Annotated in this window: 21 protein-coding genes; 10 read left to right on the plus strand and 11 right to left on the minus strand. The window is 60.2% G+C overall.

Annotated elements, in window-relative coordinates; genetic code table 11:
• Positions 1–68: 68 nt before the first annotated feature.
• Positions 69–539, minus strand: a complete 471-nt coding sequence (locus tag KVG87_RS03185) for a DUF1289 domain-containing protein (RefSeq protein WP_217849210.1) — start codon at positions 537–539, stop codon at positions 69–71.
• A 467-nt stretch (positions 540–1,006) separates the two neighbouring features.
• On the opposite strand from KVG87_RS03185, the gene acnB reads away from it, so the two are divergent.
• The gene (gene acnB / locus KVG87_RS03190; RefSeq protein ID WP_217849396.1) at positions 1,007–3,616 is read left to right on the plus strand and encodes a bifunctional aconitate hydratase 2/2-methylisocitrate dehydratase; all 2,610 of its coding nucleotides are present in this window, start codon (positions 1,007–1,009) and stop codon (positions 3,614–3,616) included.
• A gap of 120 nt (positions 3,617–3,736) precedes the next feature.
• On the opposite strand, the gene KVG87_RS03195 is transcribed toward acnB, so the two are convergent.
• The 3 genes from KVG87_RS03195 to KVG87_RS03205 form a co-directional block, all read right to left on the minus strand.
• Positions 3,737–5,017 (minus strand): serine/threonine transporter, encoded by a 1,281-nt coding sequence (locus KVG87_RS03195; protein ID WP_217849212.1) that lies wholly within the window; start codon positions 5,015–5,017, stop codon positions 3,737–3,739.
• A gap of 254 nt (positions 5,018–5,271) precedes the next feature.
• Positions 5,272–5,442: a hypothetical protein gene (locus KVG87_RS03200; protein ID WP_163032915.1), complete on the minus strand. Its 171-nt coding sequence runs from the start codon at positions 5,440–5,442 to the stop codon at positions 5,272–5,274.
• 49 nt (positions 5,443–5,491) lie between these two features.
• The gene (locus tag KVG87_RS03205; protein WP_056789207.1) at positions 5,492–5,686 is read right to left on the minus strand and encodes an FtsB/FtsL family cell division protein; all 195 of its coding nucleotides are present in this window, start codon (positions 5,684–5,686) and stop codon (positions 5,492–5,494) included.
• 248 nt (positions 5,687–5,934) lie between these two features.
• On the opposite strand from KVG87_RS03205, the gene KVG87_RS03210 reads away from it, so the two are divergent.
• The 4 genes from KVG87_RS03210 (at position 5,935) to KVG87_RS03225 (ending at position 9,478) form a co-directional block, all read left to right on the plus strand.
• Positions 5,935–6,318, plus strand: coding sequence for a tautomerase family protein (locus KVG87_RS03210; protein ID WP_217849214.1), 384 nt, complete (start codon positions 5,935–5,937; stop codon positions 6,316–6,318).
• Between the two features lie 155 nt (positions 6,319–6,473).
• Positions 6,474–7,442 (plus strand): 2-hydroxyacid dehydrogenase, encoded by a 969-nt coding sequence (locus tag KVG87_RS03215; protein ID WP_150635025.1) that lies wholly within the window; start codon positions 6,474–6,476, stop codon positions 7,440–7,442.
• 163 nt (positions 7,443–7,605) lie between these two features.
• Positions 7,606–8,673, plus strand: coding sequence for a phosphotransferase family protein (locus KVG87_RS03220; protein WP_095180255.1), 1,068 nt, complete (start codon positions 7,606–7,608; stop codon positions 8,671–8,673).
• A gap of 37 nt (positions 8,674–8,710) precedes the next feature.
• Positions 8,711–9,478 (plus strand): SDR family oxidoreductase, encoded by a 768-nt coding sequence (locus KVG87_RS03225; protein ID WP_024013283.1) that lies wholly within the window; start codon positions 8,711–8,713, stop codon positions 9,476–9,478.
• Between the two features lie 1,075 nt (positions 9,479–10,553).
• Here KVG87_RS03225 and KVG87_RS03230 read toward each other — a convergent pair.
• From KVG87_RS03230 to KVG87_RS03245, 4 genes are all read right to left on the minus strand, one after another.
• Positions 10,554–10,811 carry a DUF1652 domain-containing protein gene (locus tag KVG87_RS03230; protein WP_024013284.1) on the minus strand — a complete coding sequence of 86 codons (258 nt, stop codon included), beginning with the start codon at positions 10,809–10,811 and terminating at the stop codon, positions 10,554–10,556.
• A 140-nt stretch (positions 10,812–10,951) separates the two neighbouring features.
• A complete protein-coding gene (locus tag KVG87_RS03235; protein WP_217849216.1) occupies positions 10,952–12,448 on the minus strand; it encodes a helix-turn-helix transcriptional regulator in 1,497 nt (498 codons plus the stop codon).
• A gap of 201 nt (positions 12,449–12,649) precedes the next feature.
• Positions 12,650–13,933: a Zn-dependent hydrolase gene (locus KVG87_RS03240; protein ID WP_217849218.1), complete on the minus strand. Its 1,284-nt coding sequence runs from the start codon at positions 13,931–13,933 to the stop codon at positions 12,650–12,652.
• A 235-nt stretch (positions 13,934–14,168) separates the two neighbouring features.
• Positions 14,169–15,653, minus strand: coding sequence for an NCS1 family nucleobase:cation symporter-1 (locus tag KVG87_RS03245; RefSeq protein WP_076563394.1), 1,485 nt, complete (start codon positions 15,651–15,653; stop codon positions 14,169–14,171).
• A gap of 624 nt (positions 15,654–16,277) precedes the next feature.
• Here KVG87_RS03245 and hydA point away from each other — a divergent pair.
• From hydA to preA, 3 genes are all read left to right on the plus strand, one after another.
• Positions 16,278–17,717, plus strand: a complete 1,440-nt coding sequence (gene hydA / locus KVG87_RS03250; protein WP_217849220.1) for a dihydropyrimidinase — start codon at positions 16,278–16,280, stop codon at positions 17,715–17,717.
• A 155-nt stretch (positions 17,718–17,872) separates the two neighbouring features.
• Positions 17,873–19,240: an NAD(P)-dependent oxidoreductase gene (locus KVG87_RS03255; protein ID WP_217849222.1), complete on the plus strand. Its 1,368-nt coding sequence runs from the start codon at positions 17,873–17,875 to the stop codon at positions 19,238–19,240.
• Positions 19,241–20,515 (plus strand): NAD-dependent dihydropyrimidine dehydrogenase subunit PreA, encoded by a 1,275-nt coding sequence (preA, locus tag KVG87_RS03260; protein WP_122602779.1) that lies wholly within the window; start codon positions 19,241–19,243, stop codon positions 20,513–20,515.
• A gap of 115 nt (positions 20,516–20,630) precedes the next feature.
• Here the strand turns inward: preA and KVG87_RS03265 are convergent, their stop codons facing one another.
• Positions 20,631–21,251, minus strand: coding sequence for a TetR/AcrR family transcriptional regulator (locus KVG87_RS03265; protein WP_024013291.1), 621 nt, complete (start codon positions 21,249–21,251; stop codon positions 20,631–20,633).
• Positions 21,252–21,341: 90 nt separating this feature from the next.
• Entirely contained in the window at positions 21,342–22,364 is a 1,023-nt protein-coding gene (locus tag KVG87_RS03270; RefSeq protein ID WP_186566589.1) for a hypothetical protein, read from the minus strand.
• A gap of 279 nt (positions 22,365–22,643) precedes the next feature.
• Here KVG87_RS03270 and KVG87_RS03275 point away from each other — a divergent pair, with 279 nt between their 5' ends.
• Positions 22,644–22,925, plus strand: a complete 282-nt coding sequence (locus KVG87_RS03275; protein ID WP_217849225.1) for a hypothetical protein — start codon at positions 22,644–22,646, stop codon at positions 22,923–22,925.
• 50 nt (positions 22,926–22,975) lie between these two features.
• On the opposite strand, the gene KVG87_RS03280 is transcribed toward KVG87_RS03275, so the two are convergent.
• Positions 22,976–23,182 carry a hypothetical protein gene (locus tag KVG87_RS03280; protein WP_217849227.1) on the minus strand — a complete coding sequence of 69 codons (207 nt, stop codon included), beginning with the start codon at positions 23,180–23,182 and terminating at the stop codon, positions 22,976–22,978.
• A 244-nt stretch (positions 23,183–23,426) separates the two neighbouring features.
• On the opposite strand from KVG87_RS03280, the gene KVG87_RS03285 reads away from it, so the two are divergent.
• On the plus strand, positions 23,427–25,181 hold the full coding sequence (locus KVG87_RS03285) for an L-lactate permease (protein WP_056789178.1): 1,755 nt from the start codon (positions 23,427–23,429) through the stop codon (positions 25,179–25,181).
• Positions 25,182–25,224 lie beyond the last annotated feature (43 nt).

Raw genomic sequence — 25,224 nt, forward strand, 5'->3', positions numbered from 1 at the left:
CTCGCGATAGCGGTGGATCATTGAATGATGCGTTGACTGACACAACGCCATCGCAAGCAGGCTCACTCCTACAATTGAAAAGCGTCTTTGAGGAATCCGGGGGCGATGTAGCGCTGATAATGCGCTTCCGACAGCAGGAAGAATTCCCGATCAATGGCATCACGCAGTTCCGGCAGGTTCCAGTCGCGGAACTCCGGCAGCAATACCATCCCGTACGCCTCAAGATTAATGATCACCCGCGCGCCGCGGGCAATCAGCTGATAGGCCCAGCAATATTCCGACTGATGCGGTACGAAGCGGATCTTGCGCTGTTCGAGCTGCTCGCGCAGGCGCGCCGGATCGAAGATCTCGACTTTGCTCGCCATCACTTGTGACAGCAATTGCTCCAGACGCAGCCACACCGCACGCTTTTCCTCCTCGTTGTATCCGTTCCAATGGATCACTTCGTGGTGGAAACGCTTGCAGCCACGGCACACCAGGTCACCGTAAACGGTGGAGCAGAGGCCGACGCAGGGGGTCTTGATGGTCTGATTGGGCATAAATGGGCAGAACACTGAAACGCGGAACAGGCCGGCATGTTAGCCCTTTGTCGGGCATTGATCACCCCTCAAACAGCAAGGTCTCGCCAGCGTCGCAGGTTTGCTCCGGCCGCGCTGATTGCCACGAAAGTCCAATAGAGCGCGACTTACCTTTAAAATTTTTTTGCCGTAGAATCAGCCAGCCTTTTAAGGCGCCAATGTCCGTTAGAAGCTGTTTTCAAAGCGTCACGAGCACAGTCGTTCCTTCAGAGCGGTGTTGGCGAGGGGTTTTTCCAGCGGGGAAAAGCCCAACGCCAACCCTCATCAGCTCCCCGTTCTGCAGGCGTAAAACTTTGAAAGCAGCTTCTGTAAGGAATTGCCGGTAATTCTGGCCGAACGACCCACAACGTCGTGAGGCGCATGAGTACGGCAATTTCGGGATGAGCGTCCCGGACACCCATTTGGGACCACTGATGAGGGTAATAACTGTGCTTGAAGCCTACCGCAAACATATCGAAGAGCGTGCAGCCCTGGGTATCGTTCCCCAGCCGCTTAACGCCGAACAAACAGCAGGCCTGATCGAGCTGCTGAAGAACCCTCCGGCTGGCGAAGAAGCTTTCCTCGTTGACCTGATCACCAATCGCGTACCGCCTGGAGTGGACGAAGCCGCTTACGTCAAGGCCGGTTTCCTGTCTGCCCTGGCCAAGGGCGAAGCCTCCTCCCCTCTGCTGGACAAGAAACGCGCTGTAGAACTGCTCGGCACCATGCAGGGCGGCTACAACATCGTCACCCTCGTTGAACTGCTGGACGACGCCGAGCTGGCGCCAGTCGCCGCCGAAGAACTCAAGCACACCCTGCTGATGTTCGATGCCTTCCACGACGTCGCTGAAAAAGCCAAGAACGGCAACGTTCACGCCAAGGCCGTGCTGCAATCCTGGGCTGACGGCGAGTGGTTCAAGAAGCGCCCGGTCCTGGCCGACAAGATCAGCCTGCGCGTATTCAAGGTCACCGGCGAAACCAACACCGACGACCTCTCCCCTGCGCCAGACGCCTGGTCGCGTCCTGACATCCCGCTGCACGCCCTGGCCATGCTGAAAATGGCCCGTGACGGCATCGTTCCGGACGAGCAAGGCAAGACCGGCCCGATGAAGCAGATCGAAGAAATGCGCGGCCAGGGCTTCCCGATCGCCTACGTCGGTGACGTGGTCGGTACCGGTTCCTCGCGTAAATCGGCGACCAACTCGGTGCTGTGGTTCTTCGGCGACGACATCCCGTACGTGCCGAACAAGCGCGCTGGCGGTTTCTGCTTCGGCAGCAAGATCGCTCCGATCTTCTACAACACCATGGAAGATGCCGGCGCCCTGCCGATCGAGTTCGACGTGTCGAACATGAACATGGGCGACGTGATCGACCTGTACCCGCACGCTGGCAAAGTCTGCAAGCACGGTACCGACGAAGTCATCACCACTTTCGAAATGAAAACCCCGGTGCTGCTGGACGAAGTCCGTGCCGGCGGTCGTATTCCGCTGATCATCGGCCGTGGCCTGACCGAGAAGGCTCGCGCAGAGCTGGGTCTGCCACCGTTTGACCTGTTCAAGAAGCCGGAAGCTCCGGCTGAAAGCACCAAGGGTTTCACCCTGGCGCAGAAAATGGTCGGCAAGGCCTGCGGTCTGGCAGAAGGCCAGGGCGTGCGTCCTGGCACCTACTGCGAACCGAAGATGACCACCGTGGGTTCTCAGGACACCACAGGTCCCATGACCCGTGACGAACTGAAAGACCTGGCGTGCCTGGGCTTCTCCGCCGATCTGGTGATGCAGTCGTTCTGCCACACCGCGGCTTATCCAAAGCCGATCGACGTGACCACCCACCACACCCTGCCTGACTTCATCATGACCCGCGGCGGCGTTTCCCTGCGTCCGGGCGACGGCATCATCCACTCGTGGCTGAACCGCATGCTGTTGCCGGACACCGTCGGTACCGGTGGTGACTCGCACACCCGTTTCCCGATGGGCATCTCGTTCCCGGCCGGTTCCGGTCTGGTCGCGTTCGCTGCAGCCACTGGTGTAATGCCACTGGACATGCCGGAATCGATCCTGGTGCGCTTCAAAGGCAAGATGAAACCTGGCATCACCCTGCGTGACCTGGTTCATGCCATTCCGTACTTCGCTATCCAGAACGGTCTGCTGACCGTCGAGAAGAAAGGCAAGAAAAACGCCTTCTCCGGCCGCATCCTGGAAATCGAAGGTCTGGAAGGTCTGACCCTGGAGCAGGCGTTCGAACTGTCCGACGCCTCGGCCGAACGTTCGGCTGCCGGTTGCACCATCAAGCTGTCGAAAGAGTCGATCACCGAGTACCTGCAGTCCAACATCACCCTGCTGCGCTGGATGATCGGCGAAGGCTACGGCGATGCGCGTACCCTGGAACGTCGTGCTCAAGCGATGGAAGCCTGGATCGCCAATCCTGAGCTGATGGAAGCCGATGCCGACGCCGAATACGCCGAAGTCATCGAAATCGATCTGGCCGAGATCAACGAGCCTGTGCTCTGCGCGCCGAACGATCCGGACGACGCCCGTCTGCTGTCCAGCGTTGCTGGCGAGAAGATCGACGAAGTGTTCATCGGTTCGTGCATGACCAACATCGGTCACTTCCGCGCTGCCGGTAAACTGCTGGATCAGGTCAAGGGTCAGCTGCCAACCCGTCTGTGGCTGTCGCCGCCGACCAAGATGGACGCTCACCAACTGACCGAAGAAGGCTACTACGGCATCTACGGCAAGGCTGGCGCTCGCATGGAAATGCCAGGCTGCTCGCTGTGCATGGGTAACCAGGCACGCGTTGAGCCGAACAGCACCGTGGTCTCGACGTCGACCCGTAACTTCCCGAACCGTCTGGGCGACGGCGCGAACGTCTACCTGGCCTCGGCCGAGCTGGCGTCCGTTGCTTCGATCCTGGGTCGCCTGCCGACCGTCGAGGAGTACATGGAATACGCTGGCAAGATCGACAGCATGGCGGCCGATGTCTACCGCTACCTGTCCTTCGACCAGATCGCCGAGTTCCGTGAAGCTGCTGCGAACGCCAAGATCCCGGTCGTTCAAGCCTAACGCTGCAAGGCCATAAAAAACGCCGCCCATCGTGAGATGAGCGGCGTTTTTTTATGCTGATCGCCTATCGCCTGATCGTTCCTACGCTCCGCGTGGGAACGATCAGTCATCAGTGACAGGTCAGACAGCCAGCTTGTAAACCAGCGCCGAAATCGCCACCAGTCCCACTGCGGTAACAAACACATTCGACGCCTGACCGCGAAAGCGCGCCATCGCTGGCACCTTGCGAATCGCGTACATCGGCATCAGGAACAGAATCGCCGCAATCACCGGCCCACCGACGGTTTCGATCATGCCCAGGATGCTCGGATCAAGCGTCGCGACGATCCAGCAGATCACCAGCATGAACGCCGCCACGATGCGATCCAGCGTTTTGGCACCCGGACGTCTGCCGCTCTTGACGATCAAGCCCTTGAGGCCTTCGCTGGCCCCGATGTAATGACCGAGGAACGACTTGGAGATCGCCACAAACGCAATCAACGGCGCCGCAAACTCGATGGTCGGGTTGTTGAAGTGGTTGGCCAGGTACGACAGGATCGACAGATTCTGCTCTTTCGCCTCAGCCAGTTGCTCTGGCGACAGGGTCAGCACGCAACTGAATACGAAGAACAGCACCAAAATGACCATCAATGCATGAGCGCGCGCGAGGATCTGTGAGCTGCGCTCGTCGGCGTGCACACCGTAACGACGCTTCTGGTCCATCGCGAACGCCGAGATAATCGGCGAATGGTTGAACGAGAACACCATCACCGTAATCGCCAGCCACAGCGTGTGCAGCAGCGCTGAAGGCGCCGGCACTTGCGAGGCAGTGGCGAGAATGCCGCCATTCCAGTGCGGAATCAGATACACGGCAAGGAACAGCAGCGCAACGATGAACGGATAGACCATCAGGCTCATGGCTTTGACGATCGCCTGCTCACCGCAACGAACCACGGCCAGCAGGCCGAGAATCAGCACGAACGACAGCAATGCGCGCGGTGGCGGCGTGATGTGCAGTTGGTGCTCGAGGAAACTGGCGACCGTGTTGGTCAGGCCGACGCTGTAGATCAGCAGGATCGGGAAGATGGCAAAGAAGTACAGCAGCGTGATCAAGGCACCGGCCTTGATACCGAAATGCTGCTCGACCACTTCGGTAATATCGGCACCTTCGCGACCGGATAGCACAAAACGGGTCAGGCCACGGTGAGCGTAAAACGTCATCGGGAATGCCAAAAGCGCGAGGATCACCAGCGGCCAGAAGCCACCCAATCCTGCGTTGATCGGCAAAAACAGGGTGCCGGCGCCAATGGCCGTCCCAAACAGTCCCAGCATCCAGGTGGTGTCCTGGCGATTCCAGCTCGAAAGTTCAGCGGGTGCTGCTGCGTCGAAGCGCTTTTCGAGGCTATTGGCCTGATCATTCATCCGGTCGGATCTCCGCATTCCGGTCACTTGCCACTCGGTCAGGACGCGTCGGAAAAAACCGACAGACATGCTCCGGCCGAAACAGGGGCGCGATTCTCCGCGATAAATCAATGCAAGCAAAGACTTAGCTGAGGAATGGTTGTGCGGAGCAGATCCAAGGATGGTCGTTTATGGAAAAAACAAGGTCGTTTATGGATACGTCAGATGCCGCAAACGGATACGTTTTGCACCCACCCAGGCGTCACCGAATGCGCCTAGAGCGATATGCCGAGCATGAAACCCAATAAAACGCAGTACAGCCCGAAGCCGAAAAGCAACCAGAGCTTGCCATTTTCGCGCTTGTCTCTATTGCGCACCGCTTCGTCGTATTCTGCGAACTCTCGCTCAATTTGCTCCAGTCGTGCCTTACGGTCATATGTGCTCATACTGATTAACCTTTGAATAATGCGCCTGACGGTCGTGAAGCATGAAGACTCACAACTTGAAGAAAAACCCTGCCACTGCGGTGATTGCAGTCAAGACTCCACCAAACACTGCAATTGGATAGAGCTTCGTCTCCCTTGATAACTTTTTCTCTTCAGCCTGAAGCTTTTTCCATTCAGCCACGAGTTTCCTTGATTCGTTTTCCAGCCTGTCGAGCTCCAGATTTTCGCGATCGTTATGGAACATTTGCCCTCCTTGGCTGCTGGCGGATCGGTGTCAGCATTTGCATGCACATCGACGGCTATCGTCATGCCCTTATCATCAAACTGTTCCATTCACGCTGACCAGCAGACGCATCTGCCATCCCCGTAGGCAAAATCCGCGAGTCACGTAAGCCGCCTCATACACGGAATTTGCGATATTCCAGACCAATTAACTGCCAGAACCCTGCCCTTGATCTAGCGTGTGAGAAGCCATAACCCAAGGAGCCTCCCATGCCACTGGTCCGCGTCGACATCCAGCAAAACCCCGACCCCACTTTCGCCAGGCGCATCGGCGAACAGATCTACGCCGCCTTGCGCAGCTGTATCGATGTGCCCGAGCACGACAACTTCCAGATTCTCAACGAACATGACGCCCAGCATTTCGTTTATGACCCGCAATACCTCGGCATCCAGCGCAGCGACGGCGTGGTGTTCATCCAGATCACCATCAGCGAAGGGCGCAGCGTGGAAAAGAAACAATTGCTGTTCAAAACCATTGCCGAGAGCCTGCATGCGCAACTGGGTATTCGCCTGGAGGATGTATTCATCAATCTGCTGGAGGTAAAGAAAGAGAACTGGTCGTTTGGCAACGGCATTGCGCAATACGCCAGCTGATTCGCAGCGCCCATGCCTGCGTGCTTGCTTGTTCCACGAACCCGTCCAGAATCAAAGCACCACTGCGCGAATGCAACGATTGCCAAGCCGCTGCGGATTCAGCACTCTGAGTCGACTTTCGCGACCCACCCGCCGCCAATCACAGGAGCCGCGCAATGCCCGCAACCGTTCTGGTACTGGTTGAAACGATCAATGACTATCTGCCGATTCTTGAGCATCAGGGATTCCACCTGATCCTTGCACCAACGCCAGCCGAACGCGCGCAAGCCATCGCCACTCATGGCAGTCGCATCGACGCCGTGCTCACTCGCGGCCCACTGGGCCTGACTGCGCAAGAGATCAGCGCCCTGCCCGCCCTGAAAATCATCACGGTGATCGGTGCAGGTTATGAACAGGTCGATCTGCAAGCAGCCAGTGACCGTGGCATCACCGTCACCAATGGCGCCGGCGTCAACGCCTCGTCAGTGGCCGATCATGCGATGGCATTGCTGCTGGCATTGGTCCGCGACATCCCGCGCTGCGATGCCGCCGTGCGCCGCGGTGAATGGCCGAAAATCATGCGCCCGTCGCTGGCCGGCAAGCGTCTGGGCATCCTCGGGCTGGGCGCAGTGGGCATGGCGATTGCCAAACGTGCGGAGCTGGGTTTCGACATGCAGATCAGCTACCACAGCCGCCAGGTGCGCAGCGAAGTCGCTTATGCGTTCTGCTCGACACCCACCGATCTGGCGCGAGCCTCGGACTTTCTGGTCGTTGCCACGCCCGGTGGCATTGGTACGCAACATCTGGTGACGCGAGCCGTGCTCGATGCCCTCGGCCCCAAGGGTTTTATCGTCAACATCGCCCGCGCCAGCGTTATCGCAACGGCAGACCTGATCACCGCACTTGAACAACGTCGTATCGCCGGCGCTGCACTGGACGTGTTCGATCACGAACCGGAAGTGCCTGATGCCTTGAAACACCTCAGCAACGTTGTGCTGACTCCCCACGTCGCCGGGCTCTCCCCTGAAGCCACGCAAGGCACCGTTGAACTGGTGGGGAAAAACCTGATGGCGTTTTTCTCCGGGCAACCGGTGCTGACTCCCGTCGCCCTGCCGCCCAAGTTGAACAACCAGCGCGTGCATTAGCGCGCGTGGCATCGTCGAACCGCGCCGATCTTTGCCCCATTCTCAAAGTTGATTATCCAGCAACACGCTAACCTATAAGACCGACCCGTGCTTGTGAGCACCCGAGCGCGCCATTAGATTAGCCAATGATGTCTGGCCTCCAAAATAAGCAGAAGGGATAAGCATGGCGCTTACTGACCAGTCCACCCGGATCCGCGCGGGCGAAGAACTCGATGCCAGCCTGATCGATCCGTACCTCAAGGCGCACATTCCCGGCCTGACCGGCACTCCGCAGATCAGCCAGTTTCCCGGCGGCGCGTCGAACCTGACCTACCTGCTGGAATACCCCGAGCAAGAGTTCGTTCTGCGCCGTCCGCCGTTTGGCCACAAAGCCAAATCCGCCCACGACATGGGCCGTGAATTCCGCATTCTCAACCAACTGCGCGACGGCTTTCCGTATTGCCCGAAGGCCTACGTGCATTGCACCGACGAAGCCGTTATCGGCGCCGAGTTCTATGTGATGGAACGGGTCAAGGGCATCATCCTGCGCGCGGAACTGCCGCCGGAGCTGGGCCTCGATTCGGCGAAAACCGAAGCGCTGTGCAAAAGCTTCATCGACCGTTTCGTCGAACTGCATCGGGTCGATTACAACGCCTGCGGCCTCGGCGATCTGGGCAAGCCTGAAGGCTACGTCGCCCGGCAGATCAAGGGCTGGAGCGAGCGTTACGAAAAAGCCCTGACCCCGGACGCGCCGCACTGGGAAGCAGTCAAAGCCTGGCTCAACGACAAGATGCCGGCCGACCACCCGACGTCGAGCATCGTCCACAACGATTACCGCTTCGACAACGTCATTCTCGACCCGGCCAATCCGATGCAGATCATCGGCGTGCTCGACTGGGAACTGACCACCCTCGGCGACCCGCTGATGGATCTGGGCAACACCCTCGCCTACTGGATCGAAGCCGGCGACCCGGCACCGGTGCAACTGATGCGCCGCCAGCCAAGCCACGCGCCGGGCATGCTGACCCGCCGCGAATTCGTCGACTACTACGCCGAGCGCTCGGGCATCCGCATCGACAATTTCGACTTTTACTACACCTACGGCCTGTTCCGCCTGGCCGGCATCGTGCAGCAGATCTACTACCGCTTCTACCATGGCCAGACGCAGGACAAACGCTTCGCGCAGTTCATTCACATGAACAAACTGCTGGAGCAGATGAGCCTGCAGGTCATTCAGAAATCCAGCCTCTGATCCGGGCCAATAACAAGACTTTCAACAAGGGAAACCCATGTCCAAGACTCAGTTGTTCGACCTCGACGGCAAAATCGCTTTCGTCTCCGGCGCCAGCCGTGGCATCGGTGAAGCCATCGCTAAACTGCTGGCCCAGCAAGGCGCCCATGTGATCGTCTCGAGCCGCAAGCTCGAAGGCTGCCAACACGTCGCCGACGCCATCACCGCCGCCGGCGGCAAGGCGACAGCCGTGGCCTGCCACATCGGTGAGATGGAGCAGATCAGCCAGGTCTTCGCCGGGATCAAGGAACAATTCGGCCGCCTCGACATCCTGGTTAACAACGCCGCGACCAACCCGCAATTCTGCAACGTGCTCGACACCGATCTGGGTGCGTTCCAGAAGACCGTCGATGTGAACATTCGTGGCTACTTCTTCATGTCGGTCGAAGCCGGCAAGCTGATGCGCGAAAACGGTGGCGGCAGCATCATCAACGTCGCCTCGATCAACGGCATCTCGCCGGGCATTTTCCAGGGCATCTATTCGGTAACCAAAGCGGCGGTCATCAACATGACCAAAGTCTTCGCCAAGGAATGCGCGCAATTCGGCATCCGCTGCAACGCCCTGCTCCCCGGCCTGACCGACACCAAATTCGCCTCGGCGCTGGTCAAGAACGATGCGATTCTGAAACAGGCACTGACCCAGATCCCACTCAAACGCGTAGCCGACCCAAGCGAAATGGCCGGCGCGGTGTTGTACCTGGCCAGCGATGCGTCGAGCTACACCACCGGCGTGGCGCTGAATGTGGATGGCGGATTCCTGTCCTGATTTCCAGGGCAAATTGCTAACCCGTGTGGGAGCGAGCGTGCTCGCGAAGGCGTTGTGTCAGTCAGCTATGTTTTGACTGATACCACGCATTCGCGAGCAGGCTCGCTCCCACAGGGTCACTGCAGGATTCCAGGCCTCGTGCAATCGAGGAATCGCGAGTCTTACTGGGTTATGCAACGGGTAGTGGTGATGTGGCGCGTCACCTGCCCATCCACGTACACATCCCCGGCAACCTCAGTATTTTCCAGCACCTCACACCGACGTTCCGGCGGTGGCGGCGGCGCGACAGGCGCAGGAGGTGGAGGACTGGCACAACCGGCCAACAGCACAGCAAGAAAAGCCAACGGCAATACGCGTTTCCCAGGATTATTCATAGGACGACCCGCGGTAAAGGGAGACAAACTCCCGCAACCCAACCGGCCGCGGAAGACCTGACCACTCATTCTTTATAGCTGAGCGCCTTGTTAGCGCCAGTGGATTGGGGAGATTGGGTGGGATTGGCTGTCGGTTTTGCGGGGTGTTTCCGGTAGAGGGCTGGATTGGGATTATGGTCGTCGGCGAGGGCCTCATCGCGAGCAGGCTCACTCCTACAGTTTTGATCGAGTGAGTTCAGTAACAACCAGGTCGGCTGTCAGGCCGCCTTCGCGAGCAGGCTCGCTCCCACAGAAAGCAAAAGCAGCGCAGCTGCCCGCGGCGAAGCCGCACCACTCAACAATGAGCGCAAGCTCGAGTAGCTTTTGATCTTGATCTGGGAGCCCGTCGGCAGGCTGAGTGAAGGGATTGATCCGGGCGTGGGAGCGCAGCGACCGTACGACGCAGTCGTACACAGCGAGTGTAGGTGCAGCGAAGCAAACCGGAGCCGCTGCGCCAGGATCGATCCCGGAGCGAAGGAACCCCGAGCCTCAGCGAGCGGGCCGAACGTCAGGGCGAAGCCTTTTTGGGTACTTTTTCGGCGTCTGGAAAAAGTGCCTCGCCGTAAGGGCGAAACCGTAAGTTGCAGCACCCGCAGAAACGGATATACACCCAACCCCCCAGAGCATGGCCGGCCCAAAGGCCGCCAAGACCCAAAGCGCGCTTAAGCCAAATCCGGATCCCGCGAAGAACGCAAGGAATTGCTCTCAAGCTCATACCGCAACTCATCCACCAACGCCTCAACCGCCCCAGGCGTACGCAGCGAAGCCAGATCCAGCCCGCTGATCACCAGATCCACCTGCCCCGAATCCCGGTGATACAACTTGACCGTCAGCGAATGATCACCATCCACCGAACACTCACAAGCCAGCGGCGCAAAACTGTGCTCGAGCCGAGCGCGCAACTGCGCAAGATTCATCATTGACGTTGTTCCTATGACTGTTTCAAAAGGGGCACGATCGCAGGCCCGAAATGGCCCACACCGCACCCCATCAGCCTAAGAACACAACGCCTTGGCCAATACATGAATTTGCACCCTTGTAACTAGTGCATTTGCACCCCTCAACGCTGGCCCTTGGTGCCCCACTCTCCCGAAAACAAACCGCGCTCCCGAGCCCAGACGATCGCCTCGCTGCGGCTATGCACATCGATTTTCGAGTACACAGTGGCAACATGATTGCGCACGGTGTTGGGCGCCAGTTTCAACCGCGCGGCGATCTCCTTGTCCGCCAGTCCTTCACAGATCAAGCCGAGCACATCGCGCTCACGTGCCGTCAGGTCAGTGAACGAGGCACTTGGCAGCTGCGGCGAGTTGATCTTCTTCACGTTGGCCAGCTTCTCGATCAACGTTCGGCTGAACCACGACGCATCCTTCATCACCTCTTCGATCGCCGCGACCAGCTCAAGCTCAGTGCGCTTGCGCTCGGTCATGTCCATCAACACCAGCAGATAGCAGGACGTGTCGTGAATGTTCACCGTGTCGGCCGAGACCGCACACTCCAGCAACTCCTCGTCCTTCTTGCGCACCGGCACATCGACCCGATCGACCCGACCGTTCTTCGCCAACGCCGACAATAACCGGGTGCGCGCGCCGTCATCGTGGATGAAGCTCAATTGCGTCACGGTTTTGCCGAGTACGTCATCGCTGTCATAGGCCAGGGTATCGAGGAACGCCTGATTGACGTCGATAACCTCCTGCTTTTCCGCGGTGCAGATCAGAATCGGCACCGGCGTCAGACGAAAAGCCTTGGCAAAGCGCTCCTCGCTCTGACGCAAGGCAACTTCCACCCGGCGCCGAGGCTCCATGTCGACGAAGGAGAACAGCATGCAATTCTCGTCATTGAGCAGCAACGGCTGACCGGCAACGATCACCTGTTTACTGCCACCGTCCGGAAGGCGCAGTTCCGCCTGCATCTGCGGAATGGTCGCGACATCGCGCAAGCGCTGAACGGCCAGATCGCGCTGATCGGCCTGTTCGAAAATATCGATTTCATACGCCGAGGTGCCGATCACCTGATCGCGGGTATAGCCGGTCATTTCCAGAAAGCCCGGGTTGACCTTGATGTAGCGCAAATCGCTGAGACGACAGATCACTGCCGGCGCGGGGTTGGCGTTGAAGGTTTTTTCGAAACGCTGCTCGGCGTTGGCCCAGTCGGTAACGTCGCTCATGATCAGCACCAGCGACTCGGGCTGGCCGACGCGGTCGGTCAGCACCATGCTGCGCACGCTGTGCACCCAGACCCGCTCCGGGTCGTCCACGGACGAGACTTCGATCAGCACATCATTGAACGCCTCGCAGCGGGCGACGCGGCTGATCGGGTAGTTGTCCGACGGCAAGACATGATTGTTGCGATAGCGAAGCGTAAAGCGTTTGGCGTACTCGTCGGCGTTGCTGCCCAGATCACCGATGGTGCTGACACCGTGCATGGTCAGCGCCGCTTCGTTGGCCCAGAGAATGCTTTTGTCGAGTTCCAGCAGAATCACCCCGTCCGACAGCCCGGCGATGATCTGCTGCAACTGGCGACGGTTGGTTTCGGTGGTCAGGACTTCCTGGCTCATTGGATCTCCACACTGTGATGCGGCTAGGTGAAGAGTACGACCGCAGCGGCTCGGGATCGTGCCACGGCCTCAAAATCGCCAGAAAACACCTGTGCGAGCGAGCCTGCTCGCGAAAGCGCTGGCTCAGATAGACCATTCGGTGACTGACCCGGCGCATTCGCGAGCAGGCTCGCTCCCACAGGTTTACTGGGTGTGTTTACCTTAGGCGGCACGCTCGCTGGCCGCCACGATCGCCGAAGCCGCGAGCATCGCCCTTAGCAACACCGCGCACCCCGCCGCCAGATCATCCGGCGCTGCATTTTCGATTTCGTTGTGGCTGATCCCACCCTCGCATGGCACAAAAATCATTCCCGCCGGGCCTAACTCGGCGAGGAAAATCGCGTCATGCCCGGCGCCACTGACAATGTCCATGTGCGACAGACCCAGCCCTTTCGCGGCACCGCGCACCGCCTCCACGCAGCCCTTTTCGAAGTACAGCGGCGGGAAGTCGGCGGTCGGGGTCAGTTCGTAGGTGAGGCCGTGCTCTTCGCAGGTCGCCTCGATCACTTGTTTCACTTCGGCAATCATCGAATCCAGCCGCGCCGGCTCCAGATGCCGGAAGTCGAGGGTCATGCGCACTTCGCCGGGGATCACGTTGCGCGAGCCGGGATAGGCTTGCAGGCAGCCGACCGTGCCGCAGGCGTGAGGCTGATGGCCGAGGGCGGCGCGGTTGACGGCGCCGACGATCACCGAGGCACCGACCAGGGCGTCCTTGCGCAGGTGCATCGGCGTCGGACCGGCGTGGGCTTCGACGCCGCGCAATTTCAGGTCGAACCACTTCTGCCCGAGCGCGCCGAGTACCACGCCGATGGTTTTCTCTTCATCTTCAAGGATCGGGCCTTGCTCGATGTGCGCTTCGAAATAGGCGCCGACCGCGTGCCCGCTGACCTTGCGCGGGCCGGCGTAGCCGATCGCATTCAGTGCTTCGCCGACCGTGACGCCGTCGGCATCGACCTTGGCGAGGGTTTCTTCGAGGGTGAATTTCTCGGCGAAGACCCCGGAGCCCATCATGCACGGGGCGAAGCGTGAGCCCTCTTCGTTAGTCCAGACCACCACTTCCAGCGGCGCTTCGGTTTCCACGCCGAGGTCGTTGAGGGTGCGCAGCACTTCGACGCCGGCGAGCACGCCGAAGCAGCCGTCGAACTTGCCACCGGTGGGTTGAGTGTCGATGTGGCTGCCGGTCATCACCGGCGGCAGGTTCGGGTTGCGCCCGGCACGCCGGGCGAAAATGTTGCCGACGGCATCGACCGTGACGTTGCAACCGGCGTCCTTGCACCACTGCACGAACAGGTCGCGCGCCTGGCGGTCGAGGTCGGTCAGGGCCAGGCGACAGACGCCGCCCTTGACAGTGGCACCGAGTTTCGCCAGTTCCATGAGCGAGGCCCAGAGGCGATCGCGGTTGATGTGCTGATGGGTGGATTGCAGAACGTCTACGGCTGCGTTCATGGGGATCTCCTCAATGCTGATGCCGATAGTGCCCATGCTCTGCGTGGGCATTCATCCATGGACGCTCTGCGTCCGCTGTTGGGACGCGGAGCGTCCCGGGCTGCGTTCCCACGCAGAGCGTGGGAACGATCAGTTTCGGCGGTGTATGGAGCATCGCATTCGCGAGCAGGCTCGCTCCCACAGTGAGAATGCATTTCCAATGTGGGAGCGAGCCTGCTCGCGAAAAGGCCCTTGCTCACACCGCTGTTTTCACGGCAGAAGGCTGCGCCCGCATCACGCACAACCCGTAATAAATAATCCCGCCCAACGCCGAGCCGGTGAACCAGCCATAGCTGTAGAACCAGCTGAAGACGTCGCTGCCCAGCGACAGCAAGGTCAGCGCCACCGGCACGCCAAAGGCGAGAAAACCGGCCCAGTTCCACGCCGGATACACGTCATCGCGGTACAGCCCGGCGAGGTCCAGTCGCTGTTTCTTGATCAGGAAATAATCCACCACCATGATTCCAGCGATCGGCCCCAGCAGGCTCGAGTAGCCCAGCAGCCAGTTTGAGTACACGGTTTCGAGGCTGATGTCGGAAACGATCAAGCCAAGCTTTTTCAGCAGTTCATGGCCCATCAGCACCAGCCCGACCAGACCGGTGAGTAACACCGCTTTGGTGCGGTTGATCACCTTCGGCGCGATGTTCTGGAAGTCATTGGTTGGCGAGACGATATTGGCGGCGGTGTTGGTCGACAGTGTGGCAACGATGATCAGCGCCATGGCCACAGCGACCCACACCGGGCTCTGGATATGGCCGATCAGCGTGACCGGATCGGACACGGTGACACCGACCAGTTTCACCGATGCGGCGGTCATCACCACGCCCAGCGCAGCGAACAGGAACATGGTCAGCGGCAGGCCGAAAATCTGCCCGAGGATCTGATCCTTCTGGCTCTTGGCGTAGCGACTGAAGTCGGGAATGTTCAGCGACAGCGTGGCCCAGAACCCGACCATCGCCGTCAGCCCTGCCGCGAAATAACTGACCACGCTGGCGCCTTCCGGACGCTTGGGCGGGATCGCCAGCAATTCAGTCATCGACACATTGGGCATCGCCCACACCAGCAGGCCGATGCCCACCGCCACCAACAACGGCGCCGACAAGGTTTCCAGCCATTTGATCGACTCGGCGCCGCGAATCACCACCCACAGATTCAGCGCCCAGAACACCATGAAACCGATCACCTCGCCGGTGCCGCCGAGGGATTTCCAGCCCTCGAACACCGAGCCGAGGAACAGGTGAATCGCCAGTCCGCCGAACATGGTCTGGATGCCGAACCAGCCACACGCCACCAACGCGCGGATCAGGCACGGCACGTTGGAACCGAGAATGCCGAACGACGAGCGCAGCAGCACCGGAAACGGAATGCCGTACTTGGTGCCGGGGAAGGCATTGAGGGTCAGTGGAATCAACACGATGACGTTGGCAAACAGAATCGCCAACAGCGCTTCGCCGACGCTCAAGCCGAAATAGGCGGTGAGCACGCCGCCGAGGGTGTAGGTCGGCACGCAAATCGACATGCCGACCCACAGCGCGGTGATGTGCCATTTGTTCCAGGTGCGTTCGCGCACCTTGGTCGGTGCCATGTCGTGGTTGTAGCGGGGACTGTCGAGGACATCACTGCCCGCTTCGAGCTCGTACAAGCCGTCGCGCTCGGTCACTTGTGATCTGGTCTGTTGCATGGCCGCTCCACTGTTCTTCTGATTATTTTTTGCTCATCAGGCGGCTGGCGCATACGGCGCCAACCGGACGATGGCCGGAGGAACTGACAACTTTCATGCACCGGCCACGGTGTCAGCGGCGGCATCAATAAACGTGCCGGTTCTCGCGCTGAACGCTTGGGCGGTGCACTGCACGCTTTGCAACTTTCTGATATTCATCAGTTTTAATTGAATATCCGATGAGTCCGGGAAAACTTGTCTGAACGCTCAGGCTAAACGTCGGGCAAGTTGTCCGAAGTGTCAGGACTCAAACTGGTGCACTGCATTTATTTTCGTCGGTGAACCCGCAACCGCGGCACAACTTCAAGCGGCTGATTTCACATAGGAAATCTTGCTCATATTTCCATCCTGTCAAGTGCGTCAAAATGGTGAACGGCCTCACCATTTTGGTGATTTCTCTTTTTTATCTTTATTTATCAATATGTTGAAACAGCTATAAGCTTATAAAAAATATTCTTGATCATTCTTGAAATCGCGACTAGTTTCTATTCCTGACAGCGATGACAGGAATACGAACTGCGCCGCTGTACTTCAATAAAACATTTAGAACCGGCACAAGTCGGTCATGCCTGCGAGGAATCCGGAATGTCTCTGTTGATCCGTGGCGCCACCGTTGTTACCCATGATGAAAGTTACCGCGCCGACGTCTATTGCGCTGACGGCGTGATTAAAGCCATTGGGGAAAACCTCGACATTCCCGCCGGCGCAGACGTGCTCGACGGCAGTGGCCAATACCTGATGCCCGGCGGCATCGACCCGCATACGCATATGCAACTGCCGTTCATGGGCACCGTTGCCAGCGAGGATTTCTACAGCGGCACCGCTGCCGGCCTGGCCGGCGGCACCACCTCGATCATCGATTTCGTGATTCCCAATCCGCAGCAATCGCTGATGGAAGCGTTTCATCAGTGGCGCGGCTGGGCGCAAAAGTCTGCGTCGGACTATGGCTTCCACGTCGCGATCACTTGGTGGAGCGAACAGGTGCGCGAGGAAATGGCCGAGCTGGTCAGCCACCACGGCATCAACAGCTTCAAGCACTTCATGGCCTACAAGAACGCGATCATGGCCGCCGACGACACTCTGGTGGCGAGTTTCGAGCGCTGCCTGGAACTTGGCGCGGTGCCGACCGTGCACGCGGAAAATGGCGAGCTGGTCTATCACCTGCAACGCAAGCTGATGGCTCAGGGCATTACCGGGCCGGAAGCGCATCCGCTGTCGCGACCTTCGCAGGTCGAAGGTGAAGCCGCGAGCCGGGCGATCCGCATTGCCGAAACCATCGGCACGCCGTTGTACCTGGTGCACGTTTCCACCAAGGAAGCTCTGGACGAAATCACCTATGCCCGCAGCAAGGGCCAGCCGGTTTACGGCGAGGTGCTGGCCGGGCACTTGCTGCTTGACGACAGCGTCTATCAACACCCGGACTGGCAGACCGCCGCCGGCTACGTGATGAGCCCGCCGTTCCGTCCGCGCGGCCATCAGGAGGCGCTGTGGCACGGGCTGCAGAACGGCAATCTGCACACCACCGCCACCGACCACTGCTGTTTCTGCGCCGAGCAGAAAGCCGCCGGCCGCGACGACTTCAGCAAGATTCCCAACGGCACCGCCGGTATCGAAGACCGTATGGCGGTGTTGTGGGATGAAGGGGTCAACTCCGGACGATTGTCGATGCAGGATTTCGTTGCGCTGACCTCCACCAACACCGCGAAGATTTTCAATATCTATCCACGCAAAGGTGCGATCCGCGTGGGCGCCGACGCCGATCTTGTGCTGTGGGATCCGCAAGGCACGCGGACCATATCCGCCAAGACCCACCATCAGCAGGTGGACTTCAACATTTTCGAAGGCAAGACCGTGCGCGGCGTGCCGAGCCACACCGTCAGCCAGGGCCGCGTGGTCTGGGCCGACGGCGACCTGCGCGCCGAACGCGGCGCCGGACGCTACATCGAACGGCCGGCCTACCCGGCGGTGTTTGATTTGTTGAGCAAGCGGGCGGAGTTGCATAAACCGACTGCCGTTAAACGCTGACAGCCAGGCCTTCGGCCTTCGCGAGCAGGCTCGCTCCCACAGGTGAGCGCATAGCAAATGTGGGAGCGAGCCTGCTCGCGAAGAGGCCCTCCCTGACGCCATAAAACCACTGCCCACCAGAGGCAGCACCTCAATTAGCCATGAGGCCATAAACTGTGATCGAGACCCTGAACCACCTTCCCCACCCGCACGAAAGCGCGGCCGCCCTCGCCGGCCATTTCACTGATCTGGCGCCGCCGCTCAATTCACGGCAAGCGCATCTGGAAGCCTCGCGCTGCCTGTATTGCTACGACGCGCCTTGCGTCAATGCGTGCCCCAGCGAAATCGATATCCCGTCGTTCATCCGCAACATCCATCAGGACAACGTCCAAGGCGCGGCGCAGAAAATCCTGTCGGCAAACATCCTGGGCGGCAGTTGCGCGCGGGTCTGTCCGACGGAAATTCTTTGCCAGCAGGCCTGCGTGCGCAACAACGCGCAGGAGTGCGCGCCGGTGCTGATTGGTCTGCTGCAACGTTATGCCGTGGACAATGCGCATTTCACTGAACACCCGTTCCAGCGCGCCCCGGCCACGGGCAAACGTATCGCCGTGGTCGGCGCCGGGCCGGCCGGCTTGTCCTGCGCCCATCGCAGCGCGATGCACGGGCATGACGTGGTGATTTTCGAAGCGCGGGAAAAGGCCGGCGGGCTCAACGAGTACGGCATCGCCAAGTACAAACTGGTCGACGATTACGCGCAGAAGGAGCTGGACTTCCTTCTGCAGATTGGCGGGATAGAAATCCGCCACGGCCAGAAACTCGGTGCAAATCTTACTCTCAGCGAACTGCATCAGCAGTTTGACGCGGTATTCCTCGGCCTCGGCCTGAATGCCAGCAAGCAACTCGGTCTGGCCCACGAAGACGCGCCGGGCCTGCTCGCCGCCACCGACTACATCCGCGAACTGCGCCAGGCCGATGACCTCACGCAGTTGCCCTTGGCCGAACGCTGCATCGTTCTCGGCGCTGGCAACACCGCGATCGACATGGCCGTGCAGATGGCCCGCCTCGGCGCGCGCGACGTCAATCTGGTGTATCGCCGTGGTGCGGCAGACATGGGCGCCACCCACCATGAGCAGGACATCGCCAAAGCCAATCAGGTGCGATTGCTGACCTGGGCGCAGCCGGAGCAAGTGTTGCTCGATGATCAGGGCCGTGTGCGCGGCATGCGTTTCGCCCGCACCGATCTGGTTGAAGGGCGTCTGCAAACCACCGGAGAAACCTTTGAGCTGGCTGCCGATGCGATCTTCAAAGCGATCGGCCAGAGCTTCGATGACAACGCCCTCAGCGATCCGCTGGCGCGCGAACTCAAGCGTCAGGGCGAACGCATCGCGGTCGATGAACACCTGCGCACCAGCGTCCCCGGCGTGTATGCCGGCGGCGACTGCACCAGCCTCGATCAGGACCTCACCGTGCAAGCGGTGCAGCACGGCAAACGCGCCGCCGAGGCGATCAACGCTCAACTGATGCTCAACGTGGAGGCTGCGTAAATGGCCGATCTCTCGATAGTCTTCGCCGGTATCAAAGCGCCCAACCCGTTCTGGCTGGCCTCCGCGCCACCCACCGACAAGGCCTACAACGTGGTCCGCGCCTTCGAAGCGGGCTGGGGTGGCGTGGTCTGGAAAACCCTGGGTGAGGATCCGGCGGCGGTCAACGTTTCCTCGCGTTATTCGGCGCATTACGGTGCCAATCGCGAAGTGCTGGGCATCAACAACATCGAACTGATCACCGACCGTTCACTGGAAATCAACCTGCGCGAAATCACTCAGGTGAAGAAGGATTGGCCGGATCGCGCGCTGATCGTGTCGCTGATGGTGCCGTGTGTCGAGGAGTCGTGGAAACACATCCTGCCGCTGGTCGAGGCCACTGGCGCCGACGGCATCGAGCTGAATTTCGGCTGCCCCCACGGCATGCCCGAACGCGGCATGGGCGCAGCGGTCGGCCAGGTGCCGGAGTACGTCGAGCAGGTGACCCGCTGGTGCAAGACGTACTGCTCGCTGCCGGTGATCGTCAAACTCACCCCGAACATCACCGACATCCGCGTCGCTGCCCGGGCGGCGCATCGTGGTGGCGCCGATGCGGTGTCGCTGATCAACACGATCAACTCGATCACCAGCGTCGACCTGGACCATATGGTCGCCCTGCCCACCGTCGGCAGTAAAAGCACCCACGGCGGCTATTGCGGTTCGGCGGTCAAGCCGATTGCGCTGAACATGGTCGCGGAAATTGCCCGTGATCCGCAGACCCAGGGCTTGCCGATCTGCGGCATTGGCGGCATCGGCAGCTGGCGCGACGCAGCGGAGTTCATGGCGCTGGGCAGCGGCGCGGTGCAGGTGTGCACGGCGGCGATGCTGCATGGTTTCCGCATTGTCGAAGAGATGAAGGATGGCCTGTCGCGGTGGATGGACAGCCAGGGCTACGCCAATATCGCCGAGTTCTCCGGGCGCGCCGTGGGCAATACCACCGATTGGAAATACCTCGATATCAACTACCAAGTGATCGCGAAGATCGACCAGGAGGCGTGCATTGGTTGCGGGCGTTGCCACATCGCTTGTGAGGACACCTCACACCAGGCGATCGGCAGTCTGAAACAGGCCGACGGTACGCATAAATATGAAGTGATCGATGAGGAATGTGTGGGCTGCAACCTGTGCCAGATCACCTGCCCCGTGGCCGACTGCATCGAGATGGTACCGATGGAAACGGGCAAGCCGTTTCTGGACTGGAATCATGATCCGCGCAACCCCTACCACGTCAGTGTCTGAGGTCAGCAGCGTCTGATCCGGCGCCTTCGCGAGCAGGCTCGCTCCCACAGTTGGAATGCGTTTTCCTGTGGGAGCGAGCCTGCTCGCGAAGAGGCCAATCCGGCCACTACAGGGTTCAAGGCTCCAGCCCGATCCCGCGCAAAATCACCCCCGTCACGGTCTGCACCGCCCGCTCGAACTGCATATCCGACAACGGCTGATGATCATTCAGAATATTCACCTGATGATCAAAGTCGGCGTAGTGCTGCGTCGACGCCCAGATCATGTACAGCAACCCCGACGGCTCCACCGGCAGGATCCGCTTGTCCTCGACCCACTGGCGAATCTTCGCTTCCTTCATCTTCGCCCAGTCATACAGGCTCGCATCCAGCGCCTCGCCCAGGGTCGGCGCGCCGTGGATGATCTCGTTGGCCCAGACTTTCGAGCCATAGGGCCGGCTGCGTGAATGATTCATCTTGGCGCGGATGTAACTGCTCAGCACCACGCGCGGGTCGTCGAACATCTCGAAGCACAGCGCGTCCTGCTTCCACACTTCCAGCAGATCGAACAGCACCGCGCTGTACAGCTCGCTTTTGGTGCTGAAGTAGTAATGCAGATTGGAACGCGGCAACTGCACTTCGGCAGCGATGTCCGCCATGGCGGTGCTGCCGAAGCCTTTCTCGGCGAAAACCTTTTCCGCCGCCAGCAGGATTTTCTCGACGTTACTGCGGCGAATCTCGATCTTGTGATTGCCCATGTGGGCTCCCTGACAACAGCGTTGCGCAAGACTAGCATCCGCTCTGATCCGGGCGCGACCGCCGCCAGTAAAACTTCGCAGGTACAAGCGCTATGGCACAGCGCTCACATCGATAGGCGTGGGTTCACTCACGCCCAGATTACCTTCGACCTGCCCGGCCATGTGCAACGTGCCGGCCATCACCCCCGTGGTCGGGTTCTGCAGCAGCTTCTGCCAGGCTTTGTCGAAGGTATTGCCGAGGCTGCTGCGAATCAGCGCTTCGCTGTCGGGGCGGTCGTTGGCCTGGATGATTGCGCGTATGCCGGCCACGCCGACCGAAATCATCGCTCCGGCGAGCTTGCCTGCTGCTGCCGCCACTGCACTGGCGGCGCCGCGCGGGGCCATTTCTGCTTCGATGCGCTGGCTGGCGCGCTTGGCCACCGGGGCCATCGCCGCGTCGGTGGAGGAAATGCCCTTGGCGCCGCCGTCGGTGTGGATCTTGTCGATCAGTGCGGCGTACGCCGGGAGGGTGTTCAGCGGCTCGGTGCTGATGACTTTGAACAGCGAAGCATCCCGCGCAGGCGGCGGGCCTAGGGCGATGGCCGGGATCTTCTGCAAGCGTCCGTTGAGCTGCGCAATCGGCACACCGTGACGCTGGGCGATGAGCGGCATCTGCTGCGCCATCAACTGTGCATAGAACGCCGTGGCCTGCGCCAGAATCGCATCCGGATCGATCTCCACGGCGACCGGCGCGAGGACTTTTTCCTGATATTGCTCAAGCAGATACGCCGCCAGCCGTTTCGCCGAAGCGTCCTGCTCACCGCCGGCGCTGATCGTGTACCAACTGACCTTCATCGACAGCCACTCCTGGGTCCAGTAGCTGCTGAACCAAGGGATGAAATTTTCTTCAGTTTGCTGATAGACCCGAGTGCGCCAATGTTCCATCGAGCCACGGGCGAACAGCTTGACCTGCTCGGTGGCCTGTTGCGATGCGCTGAGGATCTCGCGGTCGATCTGCTGCCAGGTTTGCGCCGACACCACCACCGCCTGCGGCGCACTCACCGGTGCCCGGGCCGAGGTGGCGCAGCCGGCCAGCAAAAGCAGTGCGGCGACGACCAGCGCGCGTGGGTTCACGGTGGCGGTGTCCTTTGGCTTGGGGAGGTGCTGGTTTGAGTATAGGCAGGTCAGTCGATTTCGATGCTGAAGGTTCCGGCCTCTTCGCGAGCAGGCTCGCTCCCACATTTGAATGCCTTGCACCTGTGGGAGCGAGCCTGCTCGCGAAGGCGCCAACAGCAGCACCACAAACCTCAACCATCACCACCATCGATATCCACCATCGCCACGATTGCCTTCCGCCCTCCCATGATGAAAGGCACGATTGACCCATCCGAAACACAACGAGGCGTTCACACCATGATCCACACCCAAGTCACCCTCTCCGTGAGTTTCCCGGTGTTCGGCAGCAACTACTACCAACAGCACGTCGTGCCGCGCAAGGCGCAGACGCTGGTGTTCAACGAAGATTTCGACGATCTGCTGATGCCCGCCGCCAGCAATCATTTCAGCAATGAAGTGGTCGGCCTCAACGATCAGTTCCGTTTTCTGAGCGAAATACTCGCCACCCATTTGCTCGATCACGAGGCCTCGGTGCCTGCGCGATCCCGCGTCCAGGCGAACGCTCGTTTTTTCAACTGAGGCTGATGCACAGAGGGCGTTCCTTTGATGGGAACGCCCTCTTCATTCAGTCAGTCATCATCGCGATCACGGTGATAACGACGGCCATCGCGGCGGTCGTCATCGCGGTCGTCCCAGCGCTGGTCATGGTCGTAGTAACGGCCATGGTCGCGGTCGTAATGCCGGCCATGCCGGTGGTCATCATCAAAATCCGCAATACAGCCGCTGAGCAATACGGCGGCGGTCACAGTGAGCAGCATGGTTGTCGCTTGCTTCATTCAACACTTCCCTAAAAACCAAGGTCTTGACGACGGAAATCGCCACGCTGTCCGCGTCTTCGGGACGCAGTGCGCGCAGCCGCAGATACGACCGGGCATAAACGCGTTGATTCAGTGGCCACTATCGACCGTTTGTCGGCTCGTTCGTCGCAGCCGAACAGCGGCGTAACGCCACCTATACTGCTTGCAACCTACCCCCATGCAATGGATCTGCGCCCTCAATAACAATAAGCAGAGGTGGATCATGGTCTGGCAGCAAATCTACGACCCGTTCGGCAACCCGGTGCTCTCCACGCTGATGGCCGCCGTGCCGGTAGTGGTGATGCTCGCGGCGCTGGCGTTCTTTCACGTCAAGGCGCATCTGGCGGCGCTGTTGGCGCTGGCCTCCGCCCTGCTGATCTCGATTTTCGCCTTCGATATGCCAGCAGGCATGGCCGGTTCGGCGGCGCTGTTCGGCGCGGCGAATGGCTTACTGCCGATTGGCTGGATTGTGCTCAACATCATCTTCCTGCATCGCCTGACCACGGAGAATGGTTCGTTCAAAGTGCTGCAGGATTCCCTCGCGCGCATCACCGATGACCGACGCTTGCAGTTGCTGCTGATCGCCTTCTGTTTCGGTGCGTTCTTCGAAGGCGCGGCAGGCTTTGGCACGCCGGTGGCGGTGACCGGTGCGATTCTGATCGGCCTGGGTTTTTCGCCATTGGCCGCATCGGGTCTGGCGCTCATCGCCAATACCGCCCCAGTGGCTTTCGGTGCGCTGGGCACGCCGATCATCACCCTGGCCAAAGTCACCGGGCTGGACGAGATGGAGCTGTCGATGATGGTCGGGCGGCAGTTGCCGTTCTTCTCGGTGCTGGTGCCGTTCTGGTTGATCTGGGCGTTTGCCGGGTGGCGCAAGATGCTCGAGGTGTGGCCGGCGATTCTGGTGGCCGGGGTAAGTTTCGCCATCCCGCAATTTCTCGTCTCGAACTATCACGGGCCGATGCTGGTGGACGTCATCGCTGCGCTGATTTCCATGGCCTGTCTGACGCTGTTCCTCAAGGTGTGGAAACCGGCGACCATCCACACCTCGGCAGCGCTGTCCGGGCGCGTCGACAACTCCAAGGTCGACGAAGAAACAGTCACCGCCAGCGCCGCGTTCAGCGATCAGGCGCGCCCGGCAGTGATGCGCGCGTGGATGCCGTGGATCATTCTCACGGTGTTCGTGTTTGCCTGGGGCACGCAGGGCTTCAAGAACATGTTCGATACGCGCCCGGTGATCGACCCGGTCACGCAATCGGCCAAGCTCGACCCGCAAGGCAAACCGGTACGCGAGGCCAATCCGATCTTCGCCCCGGCGGTGACCTTCACCGGTCTGCATCTGCAAATAGAAAAAGTACCGCCGGTTGTCGCAGCGCCGAAAGCCGAGGAAGCGATTTACAAGTTCACCTGGCTGACCGCGACCGGCAGCGGGATCTTGCTGGCGGCGATCGTTGGCGGCTTGCTGATGGGTTATTCGATCCCGCAATTGATCAAGCAGTACCTGCGCACGTTGTGGGTGGTGCGATTTTCGTTGATCACGATTGCGGCGATGCTCGCGCTGGGCTTCCTCACGCGCTATTCGGGGCTGGATGCGACCATGGGCCTGGCGTTCGCGGCGACGGGGATTTTCTACCCGATGTTCGGCACGCTGCTCGGCTGGCTGGGGGTGGCGCTGACCGGTTCCGACACCGCTTCGAACGTGCTGTTTGGCGGCTTGCAACGGGTGACCTCGGAACAGCTGGGTATCAGTCCGGTGCTGATGGCGGCAGCGAACAGTTCCGGTGGGGTGATGGGCAAGATGGTCGATGCGCAGTCGATCGTCGTCGCCTCCACCGCGACCCGTTGGTACGGACATGAAGGCGAGATCCTGCGTTACGTGTTCTTCCACTCGATCGTACTGGCGATCCTGGTCGGGGGGCTGGTGACGTTGCAGGCGTATGTCGCACCGTTTACCTCGATGGTGGTGGGTGGGCCATAACTGCAAAACACATCTCCACTGTGGGAGCGAGCCTGCTCGCGAA

The sequence above is a fragment of the Pseudomonas siliginis genome (genome assembly GCF_019145195.1).
GTDB classification, from domain to species: Bacteria; Pseudomonadota; Gammaproteobacteria; order Pseudomonadales; family Pseudomonadaceae; genus Aquipseudomonas; species Aquipseudomonas siliginis.